Origin of the sequence: Streptomyces sp. BBFR51 (assembly GCF_044591655.1) — a bacterium.
GTDB lineage: Bacteria > Actinomycetota > Actinomycetes > Streptomycetales > Streptomycetaceae > Streptomyces.
In genome coordinates, this window is record NZ_CP172448.1 from 3113945 (window position 1) to 3134911 (window position 20967).

At 72.3% G+C, this 20967-nt stretch carries 19 protein-coding genes; 11 read left to right on the forward strand and 8 right to left on the reverse strand.

What is annotated here, in order from left to right; translation table 11 throughout:
- The first annotated feature begins 29 nt into the window (after positions 1-29).
- Together ACGH7X_RS14090 and ACGH7X_RS14095 are read left to right on the forward strand one after the other, a co-directional pair.
- Positions 30-1076: a LacI family DNA-binding transcriptional regulator gene (locus ACGH7X_RS14090; protein ID WP_399885228.1), complete on the forward strand. Its 1047-nt coding sequence runs from the start codon at positions 30-32 to the stop codon at positions 1074-1076.
- Between the two features lie 233 nt (positions 1077-1309).
- Positions 1310-2110 carry a sugar phosphate isomerase/epimerase family protein gene (locus tag ACGH7X_RS14095; RefSeq protein ID WP_399885230.1) on the forward strand — a complete coding sequence of 267 codons (801 nt, stop codon included), beginning with the start codon at positions 1310-1312 and terminating at the stop codon, positions 2108-2110.
- Here ACGH7X_RS14095 and ACGH7X_RS14100 read toward each other — a convergent pair.
- Positions 2094-2735 carry a GNAT family N-acetyltransferase gene (locus tag ACGH7X_RS14100; RefSeq protein ID WP_399885232.1) on the reverse strand — a complete coding sequence of 214 codons (642 nt, stop codon included), beginning with the start codon at positions 2733-2735 and terminating at the stop codon, positions 2094-2096. The genes ACGH7X_RS14095 and ACGH7X_RS14100 overlap by 17 nt on opposite strands.
- Complete coding sequence (locus ACGH7X_RS14105) at positions 2732-3682, reverse strand: EamA family transporter (RefSeq protein ID WP_399885234.1); 951 nt, start codon at positions 3680-3682, stop codon at positions 2732-2734. The genes ACGH7X_RS14100 and ACGH7X_RS14105 overlap by 4 nt, the downstream gene beginning before the upstream one ends.
- Before the next feature lie 112 nt (positions 3683-3794).
- On the opposite strand from ACGH7X_RS14105, the gene ACGH7X_RS14110 reads away from it, so the two are divergent.
- The 3 genes from ACGH7X_RS14110 (at position 3795) to ACGH7X_RS14120 (ending at position 8051) form a co-directional block, all read left to right on the forward strand.
- Positions 3795-4733 carry a LysR family transcriptional regulator gene (locus ACGH7X_RS14110; protein WP_399885236.1) on the forward strand — a complete coding sequence of 313 codons (939 nt, stop codon included), beginning with the start codon at positions 3795-3797 and terminating at the stop codon, positions 4731-4733.
- Positions 4734-5443: 710 nt separating this feature from the next.
- Complete coding sequence (locus tag ACGH7X_RS14115) at positions 5444-7291, forward strand: glycoside hydrolase family 3 protein (RefSeq protein WP_399885238.1); 1848 nt, start codon at positions 5444-5446, stop codon at positions 7289-7291.
- Positions 7292-7418: 127 nt separating this feature from the next.
- Positions 7419-8051, forward strand: coding sequence for a hypothetical protein (locus ACGH7X_RS14120; RefSeq protein ID WP_399885240.1), 633 nt, complete (start codon positions 7419-7421; stop codon positions 8049-8051).
- Positions 8052-8088: 37 nt separating this feature from the next.
- Here ACGH7X_RS14120 and ACGH7X_RS14125 read toward each other — a convergent pair whose 3' ends face one another.
- The 4 genes from ACGH7X_RS14125 to ACGH7X_RS14140 all read right to left on the reverse strand — a co-directional run bounded on the left by ACGH7X_RS14125 (position 8089) and on the right by ACGH7X_RS14140 (position 14905).
- Complete coding sequence (locus ACGH7X_RS14125; RefSeq protein WP_399885242.1) at positions 8089-9513, reverse strand: S28 family serine protease; 1425 nt, start codon at positions 9511-9513, stop codon at positions 8089-8091.
- A 78-nt stretch (positions 9514-9591) separates the two neighbouring features.
- Positions 9592-9984 carry a hypothetical protein gene (locus tag ACGH7X_RS14130; protein WP_399885244.1) on the reverse strand — a complete coding sequence of 131 codons (393 nt, stop codon included), beginning with the start codon at positions 9982-9984 and terminating at the stop codon, positions 9592-9594.
- 96 nt (positions 9985-10080) lie between these two features.
- Positions 10081-13821 (reverse strand): ABC transporter ATP-binding protein, encoded by a 3741-nt coding sequence (locus tag ACGH7X_RS14135; RefSeq protein WP_399885246.1) that lies wholly within the window; start codon positions 13819-13821, stop codon positions 10081-10083.
- A gap of 88 nt (positions 13822-13909) precedes the next feature.
- Positions 13910-14905, reverse strand: coding sequence for an esterase-like activity of phytase family protein (locus tag ACGH7X_RS14140; RefSeq protein WP_399885248.1), 996 nt, complete (start codon positions 14903-14905; stop codon positions 13910-13912).
- A 90-nt stretch (positions 14906-14995) separates the two neighbouring features.
- On the opposite strand from ACGH7X_RS14140, the gene ACGH7X_RS14145 reads away from it, so the two are divergent.
- On the forward strand, positions 14996-15367 hold the full coding sequence (locus ACGH7X_RS14145) for a hypothetical protein (protein WP_399885250.1): 372 nt from the start codon (positions 14996-14998) through the stop codon (positions 15365-15367).
- A 9-nt stretch (positions 15368-15376) separates the two neighbouring features.
- On the opposite strand, the gene ACGH7X_RS14150 is transcribed toward ACGH7X_RS14145, so the two are convergent.
- The gene (locus ACGH7X_RS14150; RefSeq protein WP_399885252.1) at positions 15377-15658 is read right to left on the reverse strand and encodes a hypothetical protein; all 282 of its coding nucleotides are present in this window, start codon (positions 15656-15658) and stop codon (positions 15377-15379) included.
- Positions 15655-15981: a hypothetical protein gene (locus ACGH7X_RS14155; RefSeq protein WP_399885254.1), complete on the reverse strand. Its 327-nt coding sequence runs from the start codon at positions 15979-15981 to the stop codon at positions 15655-15657. The genes ACGH7X_RS14150 and ACGH7X_RS14155 overlap by 4 nt, the downstream gene beginning before the upstream one ends.
- A gap of 162 nt (positions 15982-16143) precedes the next feature.
- Here ACGH7X_RS14155 and ACGH7X_RS14160 point away from each other — a divergent pair, with 162 nt between their 5' ends.
- The 5 genes from ACGH7X_RS14160 (at position 16144) to ACGH7X_RS14180 (ending at position 20956) form a co-directional block, all read left to right on the forward strand.
- Positions 16144-16938 (forward strand): Scr1 family TA system antitoxin-like transcriptional regulator, encoded by a 795-nt coding sequence (locus ACGH7X_RS14160; RefSeq protein WP_399885256.1) that lies wholly within the window; start codon positions 16144-16146, stop codon positions 16936-16938.
- A complete protein-coding gene (locus ACGH7X_RS14165; RefSeq protein ID WP_399885258.1) occupies positions 16931-17158 on the forward strand; it encodes a DUF397 domain-containing protein in 228 nt (75 codons plus the stop codon). The genes ACGH7X_RS14160 and ACGH7X_RS14165 overlap by 8 nt, the downstream gene beginning before the upstream one ends.
- Positions 17159-17250: 92 nt before the next feature.
- Entirely contained in the window at positions 17251-17859 is a 609-nt protein-coding gene (locus tag ACGH7X_RS14170) for a TetR/AcrR family transcriptional regulator (RefSeq protein ID WP_399885260.1), read from the forward strand.
- A 78-nt stretch (positions 17860-17937) separates the two neighbouring features.
- The gene (locus ACGH7X_RS14175) at positions 17938-20028 is read left to right on the forward strand and encodes an ArnT family glycosyltransferase (RefSeq protein ID WP_399885262.1); all 2091 of its coding nucleotides are present in this window, start codon (positions 17938-17940) and stop codon (positions 20026-20028) included.
- A 115-nt stretch (positions 20029-20143) separates the two neighbouring features.
- On the forward strand, positions 20144-20956 hold the full coding sequence (locus ACGH7X_RS14180; protein WP_399885264.1) for an endonuclease I family protein: 813 nt from the start codon (positions 20144-20146) through the stop codon (positions 20954-20956).
- Positions 20957-20967: the final 11 nt, after the last annotated feature.

Consider the following 20967-nt stretch of genomic DNA (forward strand, 5'->3'; position numbering starts at 1 on the left):
GGCACACGCGCGATGCGGAGGACGAGGACATGACGGTGACACTGGCGGACGTGGCGGCCCGCGCCCAGGTCTCCCCCGCGACGGTGTCGCGCGTGCTGAACGGGAACTATCCCGTGGCCGCCTCCACCCGGGAGCGGGTACTCAAGGCCGTCGACGAGCTGGACTACGTGCTCAACGGTCCCGCGAGCGCGCTGGCCGCGGCGACGTCCGACCTGGTGGGCATCCTGGTCAACGACATCGCCGACCCCTTCTTCGGCATCATGGCCGGCGCCATCCAGTCCGAGATCGGCGGCCCCGGCGGCAGAGCGGGCGGCGAGAGACTCGCCGTGGTCTGCAACACCGGCGGCACCCCCGAACGCGAGCTGACCTACCTCACGCTGCTGCAACGCCAGCGCGCGGCCGCGGTCGTGCTGACCGGCGGTGCGATGGAGGACGCGGCCCACCAGGCGGCCGTCGCGGCCAAACTGCGCAAGCTCACGGAGGCCGGGACGCGGGTGGTGCTGTGCGGGCGGCCGCCGGCGCCGGACACCGGGGCGATCGCGCTCACCTTCGACAACCGCGGCGGCGGCCGGGAACTGACCGAGCATCTCATCGGGCTCGGGCACCGGCGGCTCGGCTACATCGCGGGCCCGGAGGAACGGACCACGACCCGGCACCGGCTGGAGGGGCACCGCACCGCGCTCGCCGCGCACGGCATCGAGGAGGATCCCCGCTGGACGGTCCACGGCCGCTACGACCGGCAGGCCGGGTACGAGGCCACGCTGGAGCTGCTGCGCAGGGACCCGACGCTGACCGCGGTCGTCGCCGCGAACGACTCCGTCGCGCTGGGCGCGTGCGCGGCGCTGCGCGACTCGGGGCTGCGGATCCCGGACGACGTGTCCGTGGCCGGCTTCGACGACCTGCCGTTCAGCATCGACGCGGTGCCCGCGCTGACGACGGTCCGGCTGCCGCTGGCGGAGGCGGGGGCGCGGGCGGGGCGGGTCGCGATGGGGCGGGAGGAGGCGCCGGTGGGGGGGATCGCCACGGTGCGGGGGGAGTTGATGGTGCGGGGGTCCTCCGGACGGCCGCGGGTTTGAGCGGACCGTTGGTAACGCGGTGGGCCCGCGTTGGGGTGGGCCTCCCTGGGGGCTGCGCCCCCAGACCCCCGCTTCGGCCTGAACGGCCTCGTCCTCAAACGCCGGACGGGCTGGGAGTGCCGGGCTGAGAGTGCCCCGCCTGCGTCGTGAGGTGACGGGCCGGGGTTGCTCCGCCGCGACACCGAAGCGACGGGCAGGAGTGCGCGGCGTGGTGGCGGGTACGCTCCGGGACCATGAAGCTGGCGTTCTCCACTCTCGGTGTTCCCGGACTGCCCCTGACCGATGTGCTGGGGCTCGCGACCGCGTACGGCTATCACGGGGTGGAGTTGCGCGCCCATCCGGAGGAACCGGTGCACACGGGCCTGGCTCCCGGTGAACGGGCCGCGGTGGCCGCCGAGTTCAGGGCGGCGGGGGTCGAGCCGCTGGGGCTGGCGGGGTACGCGCGGGTCGCGGCGCCCGGGGACGACGACGCCGTGATCGCCGAGGTCCGCGCGCTGCTCGAGCTCGCCCGCGATCTGGGCGCCCCGTACGTCCGGGTCTTCCCCGGCGGCGGCACCGAGCAGAGCGCCGAGGAAGCCGACGCGGTGGCCGCCCGGCGGCTGGGCACGGCCGCCGAGTACGCCGCCGAGCTCGGCGTACGCATCCTGCTGGAGACGCACGACTCGCACCGCACCGGTGCCGACGCGATGCGCGTCCTGGGGCTGGTCGGGCACCTTCAGGTCGGCGCCCTGTGGGACGTGATGCACACCTGGCTGGGCGGCGAGCAGCCCTCCGACTCGTACGCGGCGCTCTCCCCGCACCTGGGCTACGTCCAGGTCAAGGACATCGCGTCCGCCGACGACACCACGCCGCTGCCGCTGGGCGCCGGCGTCCTGCCGCTCACCGAGGTGGTGGACGTGCTCTCCCGGCACGGCTGGGACGGCTGGCTGTGCTGGGAGTACGAGAAGCGGTGGTACGAGTCGGCCGCCCCGTTGCCCGAGCTGCTGGAGGGCGGCCGCGAGCACCTCGCCCGGCTGCTCACGGACGCGGCGTGAGCGCACCCGCCGCCGAGAGGACCCGGCGCTCCAGCCGCTCCCGGCAGCCCGGCCACTCCGCCGGCGTGATCGAGTAGATCGCGGAGTCGCGCAGCCGGCCCTCCTCGCCCGGCGCCCAGGAGCGGGACCAGTTGCGCAGGACGCCCTCGAAGCGGGCGCCGGTCTTCTCGATCGCGGCGCGGGAACGCTCGTTGCGGGCGTCGGTCTTCAGGTCGACGCGGGAGACCTGCCAGACCTCGAAGGCATGGCGGAACAGGAGCAGCTTGGCCTCGGCGTTCACGCCCGTGCCCTGCGTGGAGCGGGCGAGCCAGGTGAAGCCGACCTCGACGGCGTCGAGCGCGTCGTCCGTGAGCCAGGAGCGGGGTTCCCAGTAGGCGGTGGCGCCGACCGCGCGTCCGGTGGCGAGGGACACCTGCGCGTAGGGCGCCAGCCGTCCCGTGGCCGCCCTGGCCGACTGGGCGTCGATGTAGGCGCCGACCTCGTCGGCCCCCGGCACCCACGTGAACCCGTAGGTGCCGCGGTCCTCCTCCGCCGCCAGCGCCAGGTCGGCCGCGTGCCGGTGGCCCAGCGGCTCCAGTCGTACCAGCGTGCCTTCGAGGACCGGGCCCTTCAGTGCGAACGTCACCCGACGGATTCTTCAGTGCGGGCCGGGGGTCGTCCAACGAATTCCGGGCCGCCTCCCGTGGCGACGACGTCCGGCGTCCGGGTGCGGCCGCGCCGTGCGGGCGTGAGCGTCGTCAGGGCCACTCCGCCCACCAGCAGCGCCGCCGCGCACCAGCGCAGGGGGGTCACCGACTCGCCGAGGAACAGGGCCGCCGACGACATGCCGAAGACCGGGACGAGGAGCGAGAACGGCGCGACCGTCGAGGCGGGGTGACGGCGCAGCAGCCAGCCCCAGGCGCCGAAGCCGAAGACGGTCGAGACCCAGGCGACGAAGAGGATCGTGCCGGTGCCCTGCCAGTCCAGGGCGCGCAGGGCCGCGAGGTCCTCGGCCGGGCCCTCGGTGAGCAGGGAGAGGCCCAGCAGGGGGAGCACCGGGACGGTGGAGACCCACACCATGAAGTTCAGTGCGTCGGGCGGGGACGCCTTGCGGGTCAGGACGTTGGACAGGCCCCACGCGGCGGCCGCGCCGACGACCATCATGAAGGCGCCCAGCGGGCCGGAGGCGCCTTCGTCTAGCGCCGCCACGCCGATGCCGGCCAGCGCGACCAGCATGCCCAGCGCCTGGACGCGGGAGGGGCGTTCGCCCAGGACCGCCGCGGCGATCACCGCGGTGAACACCGCCTGGATCTGGAGGACGAGGGAGGACAGGCCGGCCGGCATGCCCTGGTCCATGCCGACGAAGACCAGGCCGAACTTGGCCACGCCCAGCACGAGTCCCACCGCCACGATCCACTTCCACGCCACCTTCGGGCGGCCCACCAGGAAGACGGCGGGCAGTGCGGCCGCCAGGAAGCGCAGGGCGGAGAAGAGGAGCGGCGGGAAGTGGTCGAGGCCGATCTCGACGACCGTGAAGTTCACGCCCCAGACGGCGGCGACGAGCACGGCGAGGAGGAGGTGGGGAGGTCGCATGTGTCGAGGATCGCGTCAGGGGACCGTGTAGCACCAGCGATGATTACTGCATGGTTGGATGAAGGACTGCTAAGCCTTCATCGCTGCCACCTCTTCTGCCCGGGGAGCCGTCATGCTCGATCTCCAGCGTCTGCGCGCCCTGCACGCCGTGTCCGTGCACGGGACGGTCGGGGCGGCGGCCGCCGCGCTCGGCTTCACGCCGTCCGCCGTGTCGCAGCAGATCGCCAAGCTGGAGCGGGAGACCAGGACGGTGCTGCTGGAGCGGGAGGGCCGTGGCGTGCGGCTCACCGACGAGGCGTGGCAACTGGCCTGCGCCGCGCGTGAGTTGCTGGCCATCGTGGAGCGGGCGGAGACCCGTCTGGAGGAGCGGCGCGGGGTGCCGTCGGGGCGGCTGACCGTGGCCGCGTTCGCGTCGGCGGCGCGCGGGCTGCTGCCGTCCGTACTGGCCGACCTGGCGGTACGTCACCCCGCGCTCGACGCGCGGCTCACCGAGGTCGACCCGCATCTGTCCGTGGACCTGGTGGCCAAGGGGGCCGTCGACCTGGTGGTGGCGCACGACTGGGACATCGCCCCGCTGCCGGCCCCGGCCGGGGTGGAGCAGGCGCCCATCGGCGAGGACCTGTGCGATCTGCTGGTGCCCGAGGGGCATCGTTTCGCCGGGAGGTCCGGCGTACGGCGTGCGGAGCTGGGCGGGGAGCGGTGGATCTGCCAGCCGCCGGGGCGGGTCTGCCACGACTGGCTGCTGCGGACGCTGCGCGGCGCCGGGCACGAGCCGGACATCGTCCACCAGGCGGACGAGAACCCGACGCTCGTCGCACTGGTCGCGGCCGGTCTCGGCGTCGCCCTGATCCCCCGCCTGGGACGGGGCCCCCTGCCCGCGGGGGTGGTGGAGGTCCCGCTCGACCCGATGCCGGTACGCCGCCTGTACGCCCTGTGGCGCACGGGCGCGGCCCGCCGCCCGGCGATCGCGGAGACGGTACGCACCCTGCGCGCCCACTGGCCGAAGGCCTCCGCCCACAACACCCGAACCACCGGACCCCACCCCGCCTGACCCAACCTCACGCTCACCACACGCCCCGCGCCCCACAACCCCGGCTGACCCAACCCCACGCCCCACCCTCACCGCACGCCGCACAACCCCGCACCCCACGACCCACGCCCCACGCCCCAGCCGACCCGTAGCCCGCGCCGACGTCACACCGTCGTCCTCACGACGGGCGGCTCGGCATCGGCCACCTCACACCCGGCCGCCGCACACCGGTCGCCCCGAACCGGCCGACTCCACGCCGGCGAGCCACCGGCGGTCCGCCCGGCGCACCGGGGCGGCCCGGCAGGGGCCGATCCCGCGCGCGGGCGAGCGGCTGCTGCTCGAGCCGAGCCCCAGCCACGCGCATCAGACGCACCGGCGCCGCGTGCCGGGCTTTCGCGCCCCACGCGTCCCGTCCGCACCGACTTGGGAAACCCCGTCCGGCCGGGAACCCGTCGCCCGTCGTGGTCGTCCAAGGCGTGCGTCGCCGGACGAGTCTTCGCGGTGCGGTGTCGGCCTCGCCGCCGGCTGCGAGCGCCGACCCACCTCTCCGCCGTACCGCGGCCGGCCGCACGCCGTCGCCGTCGCGACCCCTCCCTGCGCCGGCGGCGGCCCTCCCGCTCACCCGGCGTGGCTTCGGGCGACTCGTGTGCGCTCCCTTGACTGGCAGAAACTTCCCGGATATTGGTGACTCCTTGGCAGTTTCCTTCACCAGCCCTCCGGAAGGAGCGCACGTGCACCACAGCAGCACGGCCGGCACGGGAAGCACCGCACAGCCCTCCAGACGCACCGTCCTCACCGCCACCGCGGTCGTCACCGCGGCCCTGGCGGCCGGCGGCAGCACCGCGTACGCCGACGCCCGCAGGCCCGGCGACGACAAGCTCCGCGCCCTCATCTCCCGCATGACGCTGGAGGAGAAGGTCGGCCAGCTCTTCGTCATGCGGGTCTACGGCCACTCGGCAACCGACCCCGACCAGGCCGACGTCGACGCCAACCTCGAGGAGATCGGCGTCCGCACCGCGGCCGAGCTGGTCGCCAAGTACCGGGTCGGCGGCATCATCTACTTCGCCTGGGCGCACAACACCCGCGACCCGCACCAGATCGCCGAGCTGTCCAACGGCATCCAGAAGGCGTCCCTGGAGCTGCCCCGCGGCCTGCCCGTACTCATCTCCACCGACCAGGAGCACGGCATAGTGGCCCGCGTGGGCGAGCCCGCCACCCTCTTCCCGGGCGCGATGGCCGTCGGCGCCGGCGGGTCGCGTTCCGACGCCCGCGCGCTCGGCCGGATCGCGGGCGCCGAGCTGCACGCGCTGGGCATCCGCCAGGACTACTCCCCCGTGGCCGACGTGAACGTCAACCCGGCCAACCCGGTGATCGGCGTACGGTCCTTCGGCGCCGACCCGGCGGCGGTGGCGAAGCTGGTGGCGGCCGAGGTGACGGGGTATCAGCGCTCCGGCGTCGCCGCGTGCGCCAAGCACTTCCCCGGGCACGGTGACACCGCCACCGACAGCCACACCGGCTTCCCGGTCATCACGCACAGCCGCGAGCAGTGGGAGGAGCTGGACGCGCCGCCCTTCCGCGCGGCGATCGAGGCCGGCATCGACGCGATCATGACCGCTCACCTGATGGTCCCCGCGCTCGACGACTCCGGCGACCCGGCCACCCTCTCCCGCGCCATCCTCACCGGCATCCTGCGCGAGGAACTCGGCTACGACGGGGTCGTGGTCACCGACTCGCTCGGCATGGAGGGCGTGCGGACGAAGTACGGCGACGCGCGGGTGCCGGTGCTGGCGCTGAAGGCCGGTGTCGACCAGCTGCTCAACCCGCCGGACCTGCCGCTCGCCTGGAACGCGGTCCTGACGGCCGTACGGGAGGGCGAACTCACCGAGGCACGGCTCGACGAATCGATCCTGCGCGTGCTGCGGCTGAAGGCGAAGCTGGGGCTGTTCCGGGACGCGTACACCAGCCGCCGGGACGTCGACCGGACCGTCGGCACCCGGGGACACCTGGCCGCGGCCGACCGGATCGCCGAGCGGACCACCACGCTGCTGGTCAACGAGGGGCGCCTGCTGCCGCTCTCGCGCCGGGAGCACCGCAAGCTGCTGGTCGTGGGCGCCGACCCCGCCTCGCCGTCCGGCACGACCGGACCGCCCACCGGTGTCCTCGCGGGCGCACTCACGGAACTGGGCTTCACGACGACCGCCCTGTCCACCGGCACCGCGCCCTCCGCCGCCGTCATCGACCGCGCCGTCGCGGCGGCCGGGGACGCCGACGCGGTGGTGGTCGCCACGTACAACGTGACCGCGGGCAGCAGCCAGCGCACCCTGGTCACGCGGCTGCTGGAGACCGGGAAGCCGGTCGTCGCGGTCGCCGTCCGCAACCCGTACGACGTCGCCCAACTCCCCGGTGTCCCCGCCTTCCTCGCGGCCTACTCGTGGACGGACGTGGAGGTGCGTGCCGCTGCCCGGGTGATCGCCGGGCGGGTGCGGCCACGCGGAAAGCTGCCGGTGCCGGTGGTGCGCGCGGACGACCCGGACACGGTGCTCTTCCCACTCGGGCACGGACTGACCTACCGGTCGTAGCCGGTCGTAGCGCGCGCTACGACACGCGCCGGGGGCGCCCCCGGCGCCCGTGCCCGAAGCCTCCCGCGCGTCTGGCGTGCGCCTGCTCCGGCGGGTCACGCTGGACCGGGGAATCCGGGGGGCTGCGATGCGTGAGCGATGGACTGCGGGGGTGTGGGGTGCGCCTGCGGCGCTGTACGTTCTGCTGTGTGCCGTGCTGCTGACGGGCTGCCGGAGCCCGGAGGCCCAAGGCCCGGAGGCGGACTCGGCGGTGGCCGGGCCCCGGCCGTCCGGATACGGGGCGGTGTTCCTGGCGGTCGACGAGTGCAGTTCGTTCGGTACGGTCGGCTTCACCGAGGTGCCCTGTGACAGCGAGCGGGCGGCGGCGCGGGTCGTGGCCCGGGAGGACGGCCGGGCGAGCAATGGACCACCGTGTCCCGCCACCACCGACTTCGTGCTGCACATCAGTGAGCCGCGTCCCTCCGCCGACGAGGACGGCGACGGGACCGTGCCCCGGGGTTACGCCTGCATGCGCAAGCTCCTCCCCCCGCACCCCGGCGATCCGGGTGGCGGGGGCGGCCCGCGCACCGTCGTCGGCGACTGCGTCCGCGACAGCGGTGACGGCAGGGTCCGCGAGACCGCGTGCGACGGCAAGGGGGAGAAGGCGCCGCGGTACCAGGTGGTCCGGGCGGTCGCCGAACGGGCCGACTGCCCCGCCTCGACGGGCCTGTACGTCCGGCTCGGCGGTGAACGCCCGGTGGGCTGTGCCCGGCCGCTGTGAGCGGCCGGGCACAGTCACCGTGCCGGACGAGGGTCCCTTACGGGCGCAGCGCCGGCTCGCGCTCGACGTCCCGCTTGTCCAGCCTGGCGTCGAACGTCGCCAGCGGCCTGGCCGCCGACGGGTTCTCCTGGACCTTGGCGGAGGCGACACCCGCCCAGTCCAGGATGCGGGCCGTGGCGTAGGCCTTCTGGTCGGGCACCAGACCGGCCACGTTCGCGCCGTGGTTCATGCCGGGCGCGGTCAGGACGTAGGAGTCGCGCGCGCCGTGGCCGAGGCGGAACGGCTCGGCGCCCCACGGGTCGTTCTCGCCGTACACGAACAGCATCTGCCGGGCGTGGTGCTTCACCCAGGTGTCGACGTCCCGCATCGCCCACGACTCGAACTTCATCGGGATGGACCGGGGCACGAAGTTGCGCGGCGGCTGGTAGCCGTAGCGGATGTACTTCTTCTCGATGTGCGGGAAGTGGATCGTCGGCGCGCCCAGCTGGGTGCCCGCCTGGTAGTAGTACGGCGTGTAGGTCTCCAGGCCCTGGTCCGTGTAGGCGGAGAAGCCGGAGATCGTGTCGACGGAGTCCCAGATCGCCTCGTCGGAGGCGTTCTTGGCGTCGGCGGGGATGTCCGCGCAGTCGGCGAGGGTGCTGTACTGCCAGAAACCCCAGACGTAGTCGAGGACGACGGCCTCGTAGGCGCGGTCGAGGTTGCCGATGGTGTCGAACGTGTAGCCGTTCTCGGCCGCGTACGCCGCGTACTTCTTCTCCAGCGGTGCCCGGCGCACCAGCGCCTCGCGCTGCACCCCGTTCAGCTTGTCGCGGCACTCCTCGGTGCCGACGCGGGCGAAGAAGCGGTCGTAGGCCGAGTCCTCGCGGTTCACCACGTCGTTGGGGGCGACGTAGGCGACGACGCCGTCCATGTCACGCGGGTAGAAGCGCTCGTAGTAGGTGGCGGTCATGCCGCCCTTGGAGCCGCCGGTGGAGACCCAGTTCTTCTTGTAGAGCGGCTTCAGCGCCTTGAAGATGCGGTGCTGGTCGCTGGCGGCCTGCCAGATGTCCAGCTTGGACCAGTCGGCCGGGGCGGGCCGGGACGGGGTGAAGTAGCGGTACTCCATGGAGACCTGGTTGCCGTCCACGATCTGGGTCGGCTCGCGCCGGCTGGGGGTCGTGGAGACGTTGTAGCCGCCGGTGTAGAACACCGTCGGGCGGTTCACGTCCTTGTGCAGCACGGTGATCCGCTGCTGGAACGTGCCCTTGGACGGGTGCCGGTGGTCGACCGGCTGGGTGTAGTTGAGGACGAAGAAGCGGTAGCCGGTGTACGGCTTCTCCTCGATCAGGCTCATGCCCGGTATGGACAGCAGCCGGTCCTTGATGTCGACGGCCTTCGGCTCGGCGGCGGTGGCCGCGCCCGCCGTGCTGACGGTGCCTATGAGCACCACGAGAGCCAGCAGCCATCTGAGCGCCTTGCGCATGCACCCTCCCTGTGAAACTGATGTCCGCCGGAAGCTATCGGAGCAAGCGGCGCGAACACCAGGGCGCGCACACGAGGGTCAGCAGAGTATCCAGCCCGAACTGACCGAGTTCTTGGACACCTTGCCGGTCACCCACACGCAGCGGTTCCCGGCGTGCACGGTCACCGGCCCGGCCCGGTAGGCGAAACGGCCCGAGTCCACCACCGCCCGGCCGCCGCGTGCCCGCACACCGACGGACATCTGCCGCTTCGTGCCGGGCTTCTTGGGGACGGTGACGGCACAGACGTAGCCACCGCGCTTGTGGACGAGGACGGAACCGGTGGAGAAGTGCAGGGTGCGCACCTTGCGGCCGGGGCACCCCGTGGCCGCCTGCGCCTGATGCGGCAGCGCGACGGCGAGCAGGGCGGCCGCGCTCAGCACGGCCGTGCCGAGCGCCAGCCGACGGCGGGTTGCGGCACCGGCCCGGACCACTGCGGTCCCCCTCCATAGGGCGATCACTGACGTACGGATGTACGGATGTACGGACGCACGGCAGGCGTCGAATGGTTGCCCGAGCGGGTCGGTGTGTCAGCGCGTCGCGCCGACCGGCTCCTCCGGTTCGGCCGCTCCGACGAAGGTCCGCCACAGGCGCGCGTACCGTCCGTCGAGTGCCAGCAGTTCGTCGTGCGTGCCGTCCTCTGCGACCCGCCCGTCGTCCATGACGACGACGCGGTCCGCGCGGGCCGCCGTGGTCAGCCGGTGCGCGACGACGAGCGTCGTACGGCGTCCCGCGATGCGGTCGGTCGCCTGGTTGACCTGTGCCTCCGTGGCCAGGTCCAGGGCAGCCGTGGCCTCGTCGAGGAGCAGGACGTCCGGGTCGACCAGCTCGGCGCGGGCCAGCGCGATCAACTGCCGCTGTCCGGCGGAGAGGTTGCGGCCCCGCTCGGCGACCTCGTGGAGGTAGCCGCCGGTAAGTGTGGCGATCATCTCGTGCGCGCCGACCGCCCGCGCCGCCGCCTCCACCTGGGCGTCGGTGGCGTCCGGGCGGCCGTAGGCGATGGCGTCCCGGACGGTGCCGGGGAAGAGGTACGCCTCCTGCGGGACCACGCCCAGCCGGTGCCGGTAGGAGGTGAGGTCGAGGGCGCGCAGGTCCTGCCCGTCGACGGTGACCCGGCCACCGGTCGGGTCGTAGAAGCGGGCCACCAGCTTCACCAGGGTCGACTTGCCCGCGCCGGTCTCGCCGACGAAGGCGACGGTCTGCCCGGCGGGGATGCGCAGGTCGATGCCGGTGAGGGCCGTCTCCGCCGCGTCGTCACCGCCGTACTTGAAGTCCACGTCCTCGAACGCGACCTCGCCGCGCAGCGACGTGACCTCGGACGGCTTGTCGGCGGCCCGGGTCGAGGTGGGCTCGCGCAGCAGCTCCTGGATGCGGCCCAGCGAGACGGACGCCTGCTGGTAGCCGTCGAAGACCTGGGAGAGCTGCTGGACGGGTGCGAAGAACAGGTCGATGTAGAGCAGGTACGCCACCAGCGCGCCGGTCGTCAGCGTCGCGTCGTCGATCCGCCCGCCGCCCACGATCAGCACGGCCGCGGCGGCGCCCGAGGAGAGCAGCTGCACGAACGGGAAGTAGATCGAGATCAGCCACTGTCCCCGGATGCGGGCCTGCCGGTAGCTGTCGCTGCGCTCGGCGAACCGCCGCCCGCCGTCCCGCTCGCGCCTGAAGGCCTGCACGATCCGCAGGCCCGCCACCGACTCCTGGAGGTCGGCGTTGACCGTGGACACCCGCTCGCGGGCGAGTTCGTAGGCCTTCACGCTGGCCTTGCGGAAGAAGTACGTGGCGATGATCAGCGGCGGCAGGGTCACGAAGACGATCAGTGCGAGCTGCACGTCGATCACCAGCAGGGCGACCATGATGCCGAAGAAGGTGACGACGGAGACGAAGGCGGTGACCAGCCCCGTCTGCAGGAACGTGGACAGCGCGTCCACGTCCGTCGTCATCCGGGTCATGATCCGGCCGGTCAGCTCGCGTTCGTAGTAGTCGAGGCCCAGCCGCTGGAGCTGGGCGAAGATCTTCAGCCGGAGCGAGTACAGGATCCGCTCCCCGGTCCGGCCGGTCATGCGGATCTCGCCGGTCTGCGCCGTCCACTGGGCCAGCACGGCGAGCAGCCCGAGCAGCGAGGCCGCCCACACCGCGCCGAGGGCGACCTGGGTGACGCCTTCGTCGATGCCGTGCCGGATCAGCACCGGCAGCAGCAGCCCCATGCCCGCGTCCACGGCCACGAGGGCGAGGCTGATCAGCAGCGGCGCGCGGAAGCCGCGCAGCAGGCGCCGCAGACCGTACGACGACTCGGGCCGTACCGCTCGCGCTTCGTCGATGTCCGGGGTGCCGTCCGCCGGGGGCAGCGCGTCGACCTGGGCGAGCAGCTCCGGGGTGGCCGGGGTGCCGGCGAGCGCGGTGTCCTTGGGCGCGCGGTCGCCGGTCCACAGCCGGGGCGTGACCCCGCGCTCGGCGTCGAACTCGGCGTCCAGCTCGTCCCGTACGGAGGTGTCCTCCGCGGGTGCCTCGGGCAGGGCGTGGCCCGGTGAGACGCCGCCCAGCTCGTCGGGGTCGGTGAGCAGGCGCCGGTAGAGGGCGGAGCGCCGCTGGAGCTCCTCGTGGGTGCCGAGGTCGGCGAGGCGGCCGCGGTCGAGGACGGCGATGCGGTCGGCGAGGCCCAGGGTGGAGCGGCGGTGGGCGATGAGGAGCGTGGTGCGGCCCCGCATGACCTGCTTCAGCGCCTCGTGGATCTCGTGCTCCACGCGGGCGTCCACGGCGGACGTGGCGTCGTCGAGGACCAGCAGCCGGGGGTCGGTGAGGATCGCCCGCGCGAGCGCGACGCGCTGGCGCTGGCCGCCGGAGAGGGTCAGGCCGTGCTCGCCGACGGTCGTGTCGTAGCCGTCGGGCAGCGCGGTGACGAACCCGTGCGCCTGCGCCGCCCGCGCGGCGGCCTCGATCTCCTCGTCGGTGGCGTCCGGATGCCCGTAGGCGATGTTGGCGCGCACGGTGTCGGAGAAGAGGAAGGAGTCCTCGGGCACCAGCCCGATGGCGGCCCGCAGCGAGTCGAGGGTCAGCTCGCGCACGTCGTGGCCGCCGACGAGGACGGCACCGCGCGTCACGTCGTAGAAGCGCGGCAGCAGCAGCGAGACCGTGGACTTGCCGGAGCCGGAGGAGCCGACGACGGCGAGGGTCTCGCCGGCCCGGATCTCGAAGGAGAGCCCGTCGAGGACCGGCCTGCCCTCCGCGGACTCCGTGTCGTAGCCGAAGGCGACGTCGTCGAACTCGACGGTCGCGGGCGCGTCGGCCGGCAGCGTCTTCGTGCCGTCCTCGATCGCCGGCTCGGTGTCGATCAGCTCCAGGACGCGCTCGGTGCCGGCGCGGGCCTGCTGGGCGACGGTGAGGACCATCGCGAGCATGCGGACCGGGCCGACGAGCTGGGCGAGGTAGGTGGAGAAGGCGACGAAGGTGCCGAGGGTGATGTGTCCGCGTACGGCCAGCCAGCCGCCGAGGGCGAGCATGGCGACCTGCCCGAGCGCGGGAACGGCCTGGAGGGCGGGCGTGTAGGTGGCGTTCAGCCTGATCGTCCGCAGCCGCCCGGCGAAGAGCCTGCGCCCGACCTCCCTGAGCTTCCCGGTCTCCTGGTCCTCCTGCCCGAAGCCCTTCACCACGCGCACGCCGCTCACCGAGCCGTCGACCACGCCGGCGACGGCCGCGGCCTGGGCCTGGGCGTACCAGGTGGCGGGGTGCAGGCGGGTGCGGCTGCGGCGGGCGATGAACCACAGCGCGGGGGCGACGGCCAGCGCGACGAGGGTGAGCGGCGGGGACAGCCACGCCATGATCACCAGGGAGATCAGGAAGAGCAGGACGTTCCCGATGGTCATCGGGAGCATGAAGAGCAGGCCCTGGATCAGCTGGAGGTCACTGGTCGCCCGCCCGACCACCTGCCCCGTGGACAGTTCGTCCTGCCGCCGTCCGTCCAGCCGGGTGATCGTGTCGTACATGCCGGTACGCAGGTCGTGCTGGACGTCGAGGGCGAGCCGGCCGCCGTAGTAGCGGCGGATGTAGGTCAGCACGTAGACCACGACCGCGGCGCCGACCAGGAGACCGGCCCAGACGGCCATGTCCCTGGTCTTGTCGCCGATCACGTCGTCGATGATCACCTTGGTGATCAGCGGGACGAAGGCCATGACGGCCATGCCGCCCAGTGAGGCGCCGAGAGCGAGGACGACGTCCTTGGGGTGCCGCCAGGCGTACCCCGCCAGCCGTCGTACCCATCCCCGTTGCGCGTCCACGCCGTGCCCTCCGGTCGGTCGTCCTGCTCATCTGATCTACCGGAAGGCACCAACACGGGCGAGCGGGGATTTCATCCCGCTGTAACAATCAGACCCGCACGCGGAGCCTGAGGAAGCGGGTCGTCTGTACGTCGTTCTGGTTGTCGTCGCTGACGACGAGGACGTCGAGACGGCCCCCGGCGCGGCCGGTGACGGTCATCCCCTCGAAGTTGTCGAGGAGCGGATTGGGCTGGGGCTGCTTGGCCGTGGCGCCGAGGGAGGGGCAGTCGGCGAGGTCGGCGAGGCGGGTCTTGCCGAGCGTGGTGCCGCCGCGGTGCCGCTCGGCCAGCTGGAGACGGACGGTGTTGCCGACCCCGGCGGTGAAGCCCCGCTCCAGGACGAGGAGGCGTCCGTCGGGCGTCGCGGCGACCTCGGAGATGCCGAGCCCGGGGTCCGTCCGGTAGGTGTACCGGGCGCCGAGCCGGAAGTCGCCGTGCCGTGTCCGCTGCCAGGTCTGGAAACGGACCAGGTCGGCCGGGTCGCCGTCGAGCGGGTACTCCATCGAGGCGAGCAGGGTCCGGCCGCCGGGCAGGAGCGTCAGCCCCTCGAAGCTGCCGTTGGCCCGGGCGCGGCCCGCGGGAGCGGTACGCAGGTCGGTCGGCACGGGGAGGCGCTCGAGGATCCGGCCGGTGCGGGAGTAGCGGCGGACGGACGGCTCGGTCTCGGAGGAGACGAGGTACGTGCCGTCCCCGTCGGCGACCAGTCCCTCGGAGTCGAGCGCGGCGCCGTTCTCGTCGGCGAGCGTGATCACGCCCCGCGGCTTCAGGGTCCGCGTGTCCAGCCGGAACAGCTCGGACCGGTCGGAGAGCGCGGCCAGGGAGCCGCGCCGGTCCCCGGCGAGGGCGGAGAGGTTGCCGACGTAGGTGTCGTCGTACGTCGTCTTGTCGAGGGCGTCGGAGAAGCCGGTGAGGGAGACGGAACGGGAGCAGTCGTTGCGCTGGTGGCTCTGCTGTGCAGCGGCCGGTCCGGCGGCGGTCAGGCAGCCGGCCGCCGCGAGTCCCGCGGTGAGGGCGGCGAGGGCGGTACGGAGGGTTCTGGGGCGCATGGCCGTCACCCTAGGGCGGGGGGATGGACGGAAGTTGGCCGCTTTTCGAAAGGTGGGATGCGGGGGCGTCCCGGTGGCAAGTAATGCTCCATGCCAGAGCAGAAGGAAAGCGGTCAGCGATTGGCCGGGCGGCTGTACGCGACGCTGCGGGTGCTGAAGTTCATCGCGGACCCCGGCCGTCCCAAGCCGACCCTCCAGGATGATTTCAAGGACAAGGACAGTCCGCGGCAACGGATCCAGGCCCTGAAGCTGGACCTCTTCGAGGACCTGGTGACCGCCGTCCAGAAGGGCCGGCACGCGAAGGAGATGGCCGAGGTGTTCCGCGCGATGCCCGCCGTGGTGCCGCTCAGGCAGGGCGCCCTCAAGGACAACCTCGGCACGCCCGAACTCGTCGAGTTCAACGCGGGATACCGGGCCCAGCTCGCGACCCTCAAGGAGACCCTGCCCAAACTGCTCGACTGACCTCCGCGTTCAGCGGAGCCGCATGCCGCGGCTCTCCGCGATCCGGTGCACGTCCGTCAGCGCCTCGCACATCCGCGACAGCAGGAAGCGGAGTTGCTCGGGCGTCGCGCGCGCGTCGGTGAGCAGGTCGGCGGCGTGGTCCAGCAACTCCCCGGCCATGCCCAGTTGGGTGCTCTCCACGACGTCGGCCATCCGGGACAACGGTCCGTCGCCGTCGGTCAGGAGGTAACAGGGCTTGCCCTCGGAGCCTGCCCAGGGCAGCAGCCGGGCGGTGCGCGTGCCGTCGTTCACCGCGCGACCTCCACGCCGTGGATCACACGCGGCCCCAGGTCGATCCCGTGTACCGCGAACCACAGGGCCCTGCGCCGGACCCGCTGTCGCCGGGCTTCCTCGCGTCGCTCGTGGGCCAGGAGGTAGGGACGTACGAGGGCGTTGTCCTCTCCCCTCAGGGCGGGCGGGCCGGCGAGGGCGGTCGTGGGGTCCGCGCCGCGTGCGGGCTGCGCGGGCCTCGCCGCCGGACGCCGTCGTCGGCGCCGTCGTCCCGAGGCGGGCAGGAGGAGTTCGAGCAGCAGAAGCAGGGGCGGCCCGGCGAGGCGGGCGATACGGTGACGCATGTCGTCGACTCCGTTGTGGTCGGTGACCATGCCCCCGGACCGGTGCGACGGTCGCGGGGGTCTCGCTTTCCGTAGCGATACGCGTACAGAGTGAGACGGGCGGAACTAGGCTCGCCAGGGGTGCGGATGTGACAGCACCTTGGTCACACGGGAGTCGAACGGATGAGCAACATCTACGGCGACTGGCTCAGGCAGCAGCGCGAGGCGGCCGACCTGACGCAGCAGCGATTGGCCGACATGGCCATCATGACGCGGTCGCACATCGCCCATATCGAGGCGGGGCGCCGGGTGCCGTCGAAGGAGGACGCGCGGCGGCTGGACACGGCCCTGAACACGGGGGATGTCCTGACCAGCTTTCTTCCTCCGGACGAGGCGGCGGTTGCGGAGTACTTCGAGGCGGCGCGGCATCTTGAACAACAGGCGGTGATGATCAGGGAGTTCGCGCTGTCGTTCGTCCCGGGAATTCTTCAAACGGAGGGGTACGCACGTGCGGTTCTGAGCACGGCCTTCCCCCGCGTGGGTGATGAGGAACGTGACAGGCTGCTTGTCACACGCCTTGAGCGCGCGAAGCTACTCGACGATCCCGTTACGCCCGTAGTCTGGGCGCTGCTGGATGAGGCGGTGCTGCACCGCCCCATCGGCGGCCCCGCCGTCATGGCCGAACAGATTCGTCACCTCGCAGACCTCGCGGAGAGCGGCCGGATCCAGGTACATGTGCTGCCGTTCGCCCTGGGTTTCCATCCCCTCCTGAGCAACATGCTCACCCTGATGTGGTTCGAGGATCAGCCGCCAGTGGCGTACGCGGAAGGTCTTTACATGGGCATGGTCCACGACAGCCCGTCCGTCGTCCGGGAATTGCAGCATCGCTACGATTTCGCACTGGGCAACGCACTGCCGCTCAGGGAAACACTGGCTCTGCTCGAGGCGACGGCAAAGGACTACGAACGCCATGACTGATCGGACCATACGCAACTCGACGGTGCTGGAAGGCTGGCGGAAGTCCTCCCACAGCAATGATCAGGGCGGCAGTTGTGTGGAGGTGGTGGACGTGTACGCATCCGGGATACCCGTGCGGGATTCGAAGGTGCCGGGGGGACCGGCGCTGGTGTTCTCGGCGGCCGGCTGGGCGTCGTTCGTCACGGCCCTCAAGCAACACCCCTCTCCCTCAAAACCGTGAACAATCCAACCCTCCCTGTCCTCCACCCGCTCATACGAGTGGCCGCATGACAAAAACCTCCAAAGTGTTCACGCTTTCCCGACCATGGGTCCATGAGCCCGGCCCCCTGGCACGACCGCAACCCCCTCAGCACCGGCCATGTGATCAGCACGGTGCGTACCCTCATGCGCTCCGACGGCCTCGACGTCTCTGTGGCCGCCATCGCCCGCGCCTGCGGGACCTCGCGCAACTTCCTCTACGAGAACTGGAAAACCCCGTCCGCGCTTCATCTGCGCGCGCTGAGCTCCGAACTGGCGCAAGCCTTCGTCGTCGCGGACCGCACCCGCCCCAGCGACGGCACGGTTGACGGCATCGCCGAGCACCTGGCGCAGGTCGTACGGGTCGTCCGGCGCCATCCGACGACCGCTGCCGTCGCGCGTACCTCACTCACGGCGATGGCGAAGGCGCACACCACGACCGACGGTCCTCTGGTGCGGGTCGTGACGGAACGTGTGGGCGATCTGCTGCTCCCGCTCGCTCCACGTGGCGGGATCTGGGGCGATCCCGTTCTGCACTCGCGGCCGTGGAAGATTCTGTGGATCGCCCGTCCCGCGGCCCTCTGTCCCGAGGCCGTCGGCGACGAGGAATGGGAGGGCAGCCTGGACGCGGCCTTCGCCGAGCTGCTGCGTGACCTGCTCGCCCCGTGGGCCACCAAGGAGTGACCCTCCCGGCACGGGATTCACAGCCGGCCCCCAGTCCGAGCACAGCCCGTGCCCATCGGGCGTGGACACGGTGGTGTGGTGACATCTGCCACCGCTCCACCGCACGCGGCCACCGAGCCGCCCGTACCGTCCGCCGCACCCGGCGCGCCACGCTGGTCGCTGCCGGTCCTGCTGGCGATCCTCGCCCTGGCGGCCGGGCTGTACTCCTGGAACCTGTCCGGGGCCGGGCTGAACAGCTTCTACAGCGCCGCCGTGCTCAGCGGCACCGAGAGCTGGAAGGCGTGGTTCTTCGGCTCGCTGGACGCGGGGAACTTCCTGACCGTCGACAAGCCGCCCCTCGCCCTGATGGTCATGGGGCTCTCCTGCCGCCTCTTCGGGTACGGGACCTGGCAGATGATGCTGCCGATGGCCCTGGCCGCCCTGGGGACGATCTGGATCCTGCACGGCTCGGTGCAGCGGGTGTGGGGCCACGGCGCGGCGGCGGTCGCCGCGCTGGTGCTGGCGCTGACGCCGATCACGGTCGCCATCAACCGGGACAACAACCCCGACACGCTGCTGGTGTTCCTGATGGTGGCCGGGGCGGCGCTGGGCCTGCGCGCCGTCCGTGACGGGCGGCTGGTTCCCCTGCTGGGTTCGGCGGCCTGCTTCGGACTGGCGTTCAACACGAAGATGCTCCAGGGCTACATCGCTCTGCCGGCGGTCTTCCTCGTCTACGTGTACGCGACCGACCTCGGCTGGACGAAGCGGCTCAGGAACCTGGCGCTCGCCGCCGTCACGCTGGCCGTCTGCAGTTTCTGGTGGGCGGCGGCGGTGTCCCTGGTGCCGGCCTCCGAGCGGCCGTACATCGGCGGTTCGACGGACGGCACGGCCTGGGACCTGATCATGGGCTACAACGGCCTCGGCCGGGTCTTCGGCGGCGACGGCAACATGGGCGGGGGCGGCGGCGGAGGCGGCGGATTCTCCGGCACCGCGGGCATCGGCAGGATGTTCAACGACGCCCTCGGCGGCCAGATCTCCTGGCTGCTCCCCTTCGCGGGCATCGCACTCGTCGGCGGTCTGGTGCTGCGCGGCAAGGCGCCCCGCACCGACCTCACGCGAGCCGCGCTGGTGCTCTGGGGCGGCTGGACGGCCCTGCACTACCTGACCTTCGCCATGGCCGAGGGCACCATGCACCCGTACTACACGACCGCGCTCGCACCGGGCATCGCGGCGCTGTGCGGGGGCGGCGGCGTCATGCTGCTGCGCGCCTTCCGGACCGACCGGCGGTGGGTGTGGGTGCTGCCGCTCGCCCTCGGGGTCACGGGCGTGTGGGCGATCGTGCTGCTGCGCCGCGCCTCGGGCTGGAACACCTGGCTCTGGCCGACGGTCGCGGTGGTCATGGCGCTGGCGATCGCCGGGCTCCTCGTCTTCCGTTCGGGACGCCGGGTGCGGCTGCTGGCGGTGTCGGTGGCGGCGGCCGTCGTGGCGGCGGTGGCGGGCCCGGCGGCGTACGCCTGGTCGGTGCCGTCCGGTTCGGGCGGCGGCATGGGCGGGACCAACCCGACCGCCGGTCCCACGACGGGCGGCGGCATGGGCGGCCCGGGCGGCGGACGCGGCGCCGCCGGCGGAGGCCGGGGCGGCTTCCCGGGCGGTGACGGTGAGCGGCCCGGCGGCCAGCCGCCGAACGACCAGGGCGGCCCGGGCGGCGGCACCTCGCCGGGAAGCGACGAGCTGCCCAACGACGCCGAGTTGCCGAAGGGCGGCGCGGGCGGCGGCATGGGCGACACGAGCAGTGAGCTGGTCGCGTACCTGAAGAAGCACCAGGACGGGGCCACCTGGCTCCTGGCGGTGTCGAGTTCGCAGAGCGCCTCGCAGCTCATCCTCAGCAGCGGCGAACCGGTCATCTCCATGTGGGGCTGGTCCGGCAGCGACAACGCGATGACCCTGACCCGGCTCAAGGAGCTGGTGGAGAAGGGCGAGTTGCACTACGTCCAGGTGGGCGGCCAAGGCATGGGCGGCGGCAGGGGCGGCGGCTCCGGGCTCAGCTCCGAGGTGACCGAGTGGGTCCAGGAGCACGGCACGGCCGTCAAGGAGAGCGAGTACGGCGGGACTTCGTCCTCCGACGAGGCCGACGCGCAGTCGGACAGCGCATCGACCGTCTACCGGCTGGACCCCGCAGACGTGACCTGATCCGCGGCTCGGCCACCGTCACGTAATCGACACTCTCCGTACACTCCACCTCCAACATGTCCATGTCACGCTCGTGTCACCGCTCCACTCCACACGCGTAGATCGGACACCCCACATGCTCGCGATACGCACGCGGCGCCGGAAGGCGGCGGCCCTCGCAACGGCCGCCGTACTCGCCGGACTCGCCGCCCCCTCACTGGCGGCGACCCCGGCCACGGCGACAACGACGACGAACACGGACTACGACTCGACGTACTACAAGGACGCGATCGGCAAGACGGGCACCGGCCTCAAGTCCTCGCTCCACACGATCATCAGCGACCAGACGAAGCTGTCGTACTCGGCGGTCTGGGACGCGTTGAAGGCCACCGACGAGGACCCGGCCGACAGCGGCAACGTGATCCTGGTCTACTCGGGCGCCTCCCGCAGCAAGTCGCTGAACGGCGGTGACAGCGGGGACTGGAACCGCGAGCACGTGTGGGCCAAGTCCCACGGCGACTTCGGCACCGCCACCGGCCCCGGCACCGACCTGCACCACCTGCGCCCCTCGGACGTCCAGGTCAACAGCGACCGGGGCAACAAGGACTTCGACAACGGTGGGAGCGCCGTCGACAACGGCGGCGGCAGCCTCACGGACTCCGACTCCTTCGAGCCCCGCGACGCCGTCAAGGGCGACGTGGCCCGCATGATCTTCTACATGGCGGTCCGCTACGAGGGCGAAGACGGCTTCGCCGACCTGGAGGTCAACGGCAGCGTCGACAACGGCAGCAACCCGTACATCGGGAAGCTGTCCGTGCTGAAGGCGTGGAGCGACGAGGACCCGCCGGACGCCTTCGAGGAGCACCGCAACCAGGTCATCTACGACGACTACCAGCACAACCGCAACCCGTTCGTCGACCACCCGGAGTGGGTCGAGTCGATCTGGTAGCCGTTCTCGGC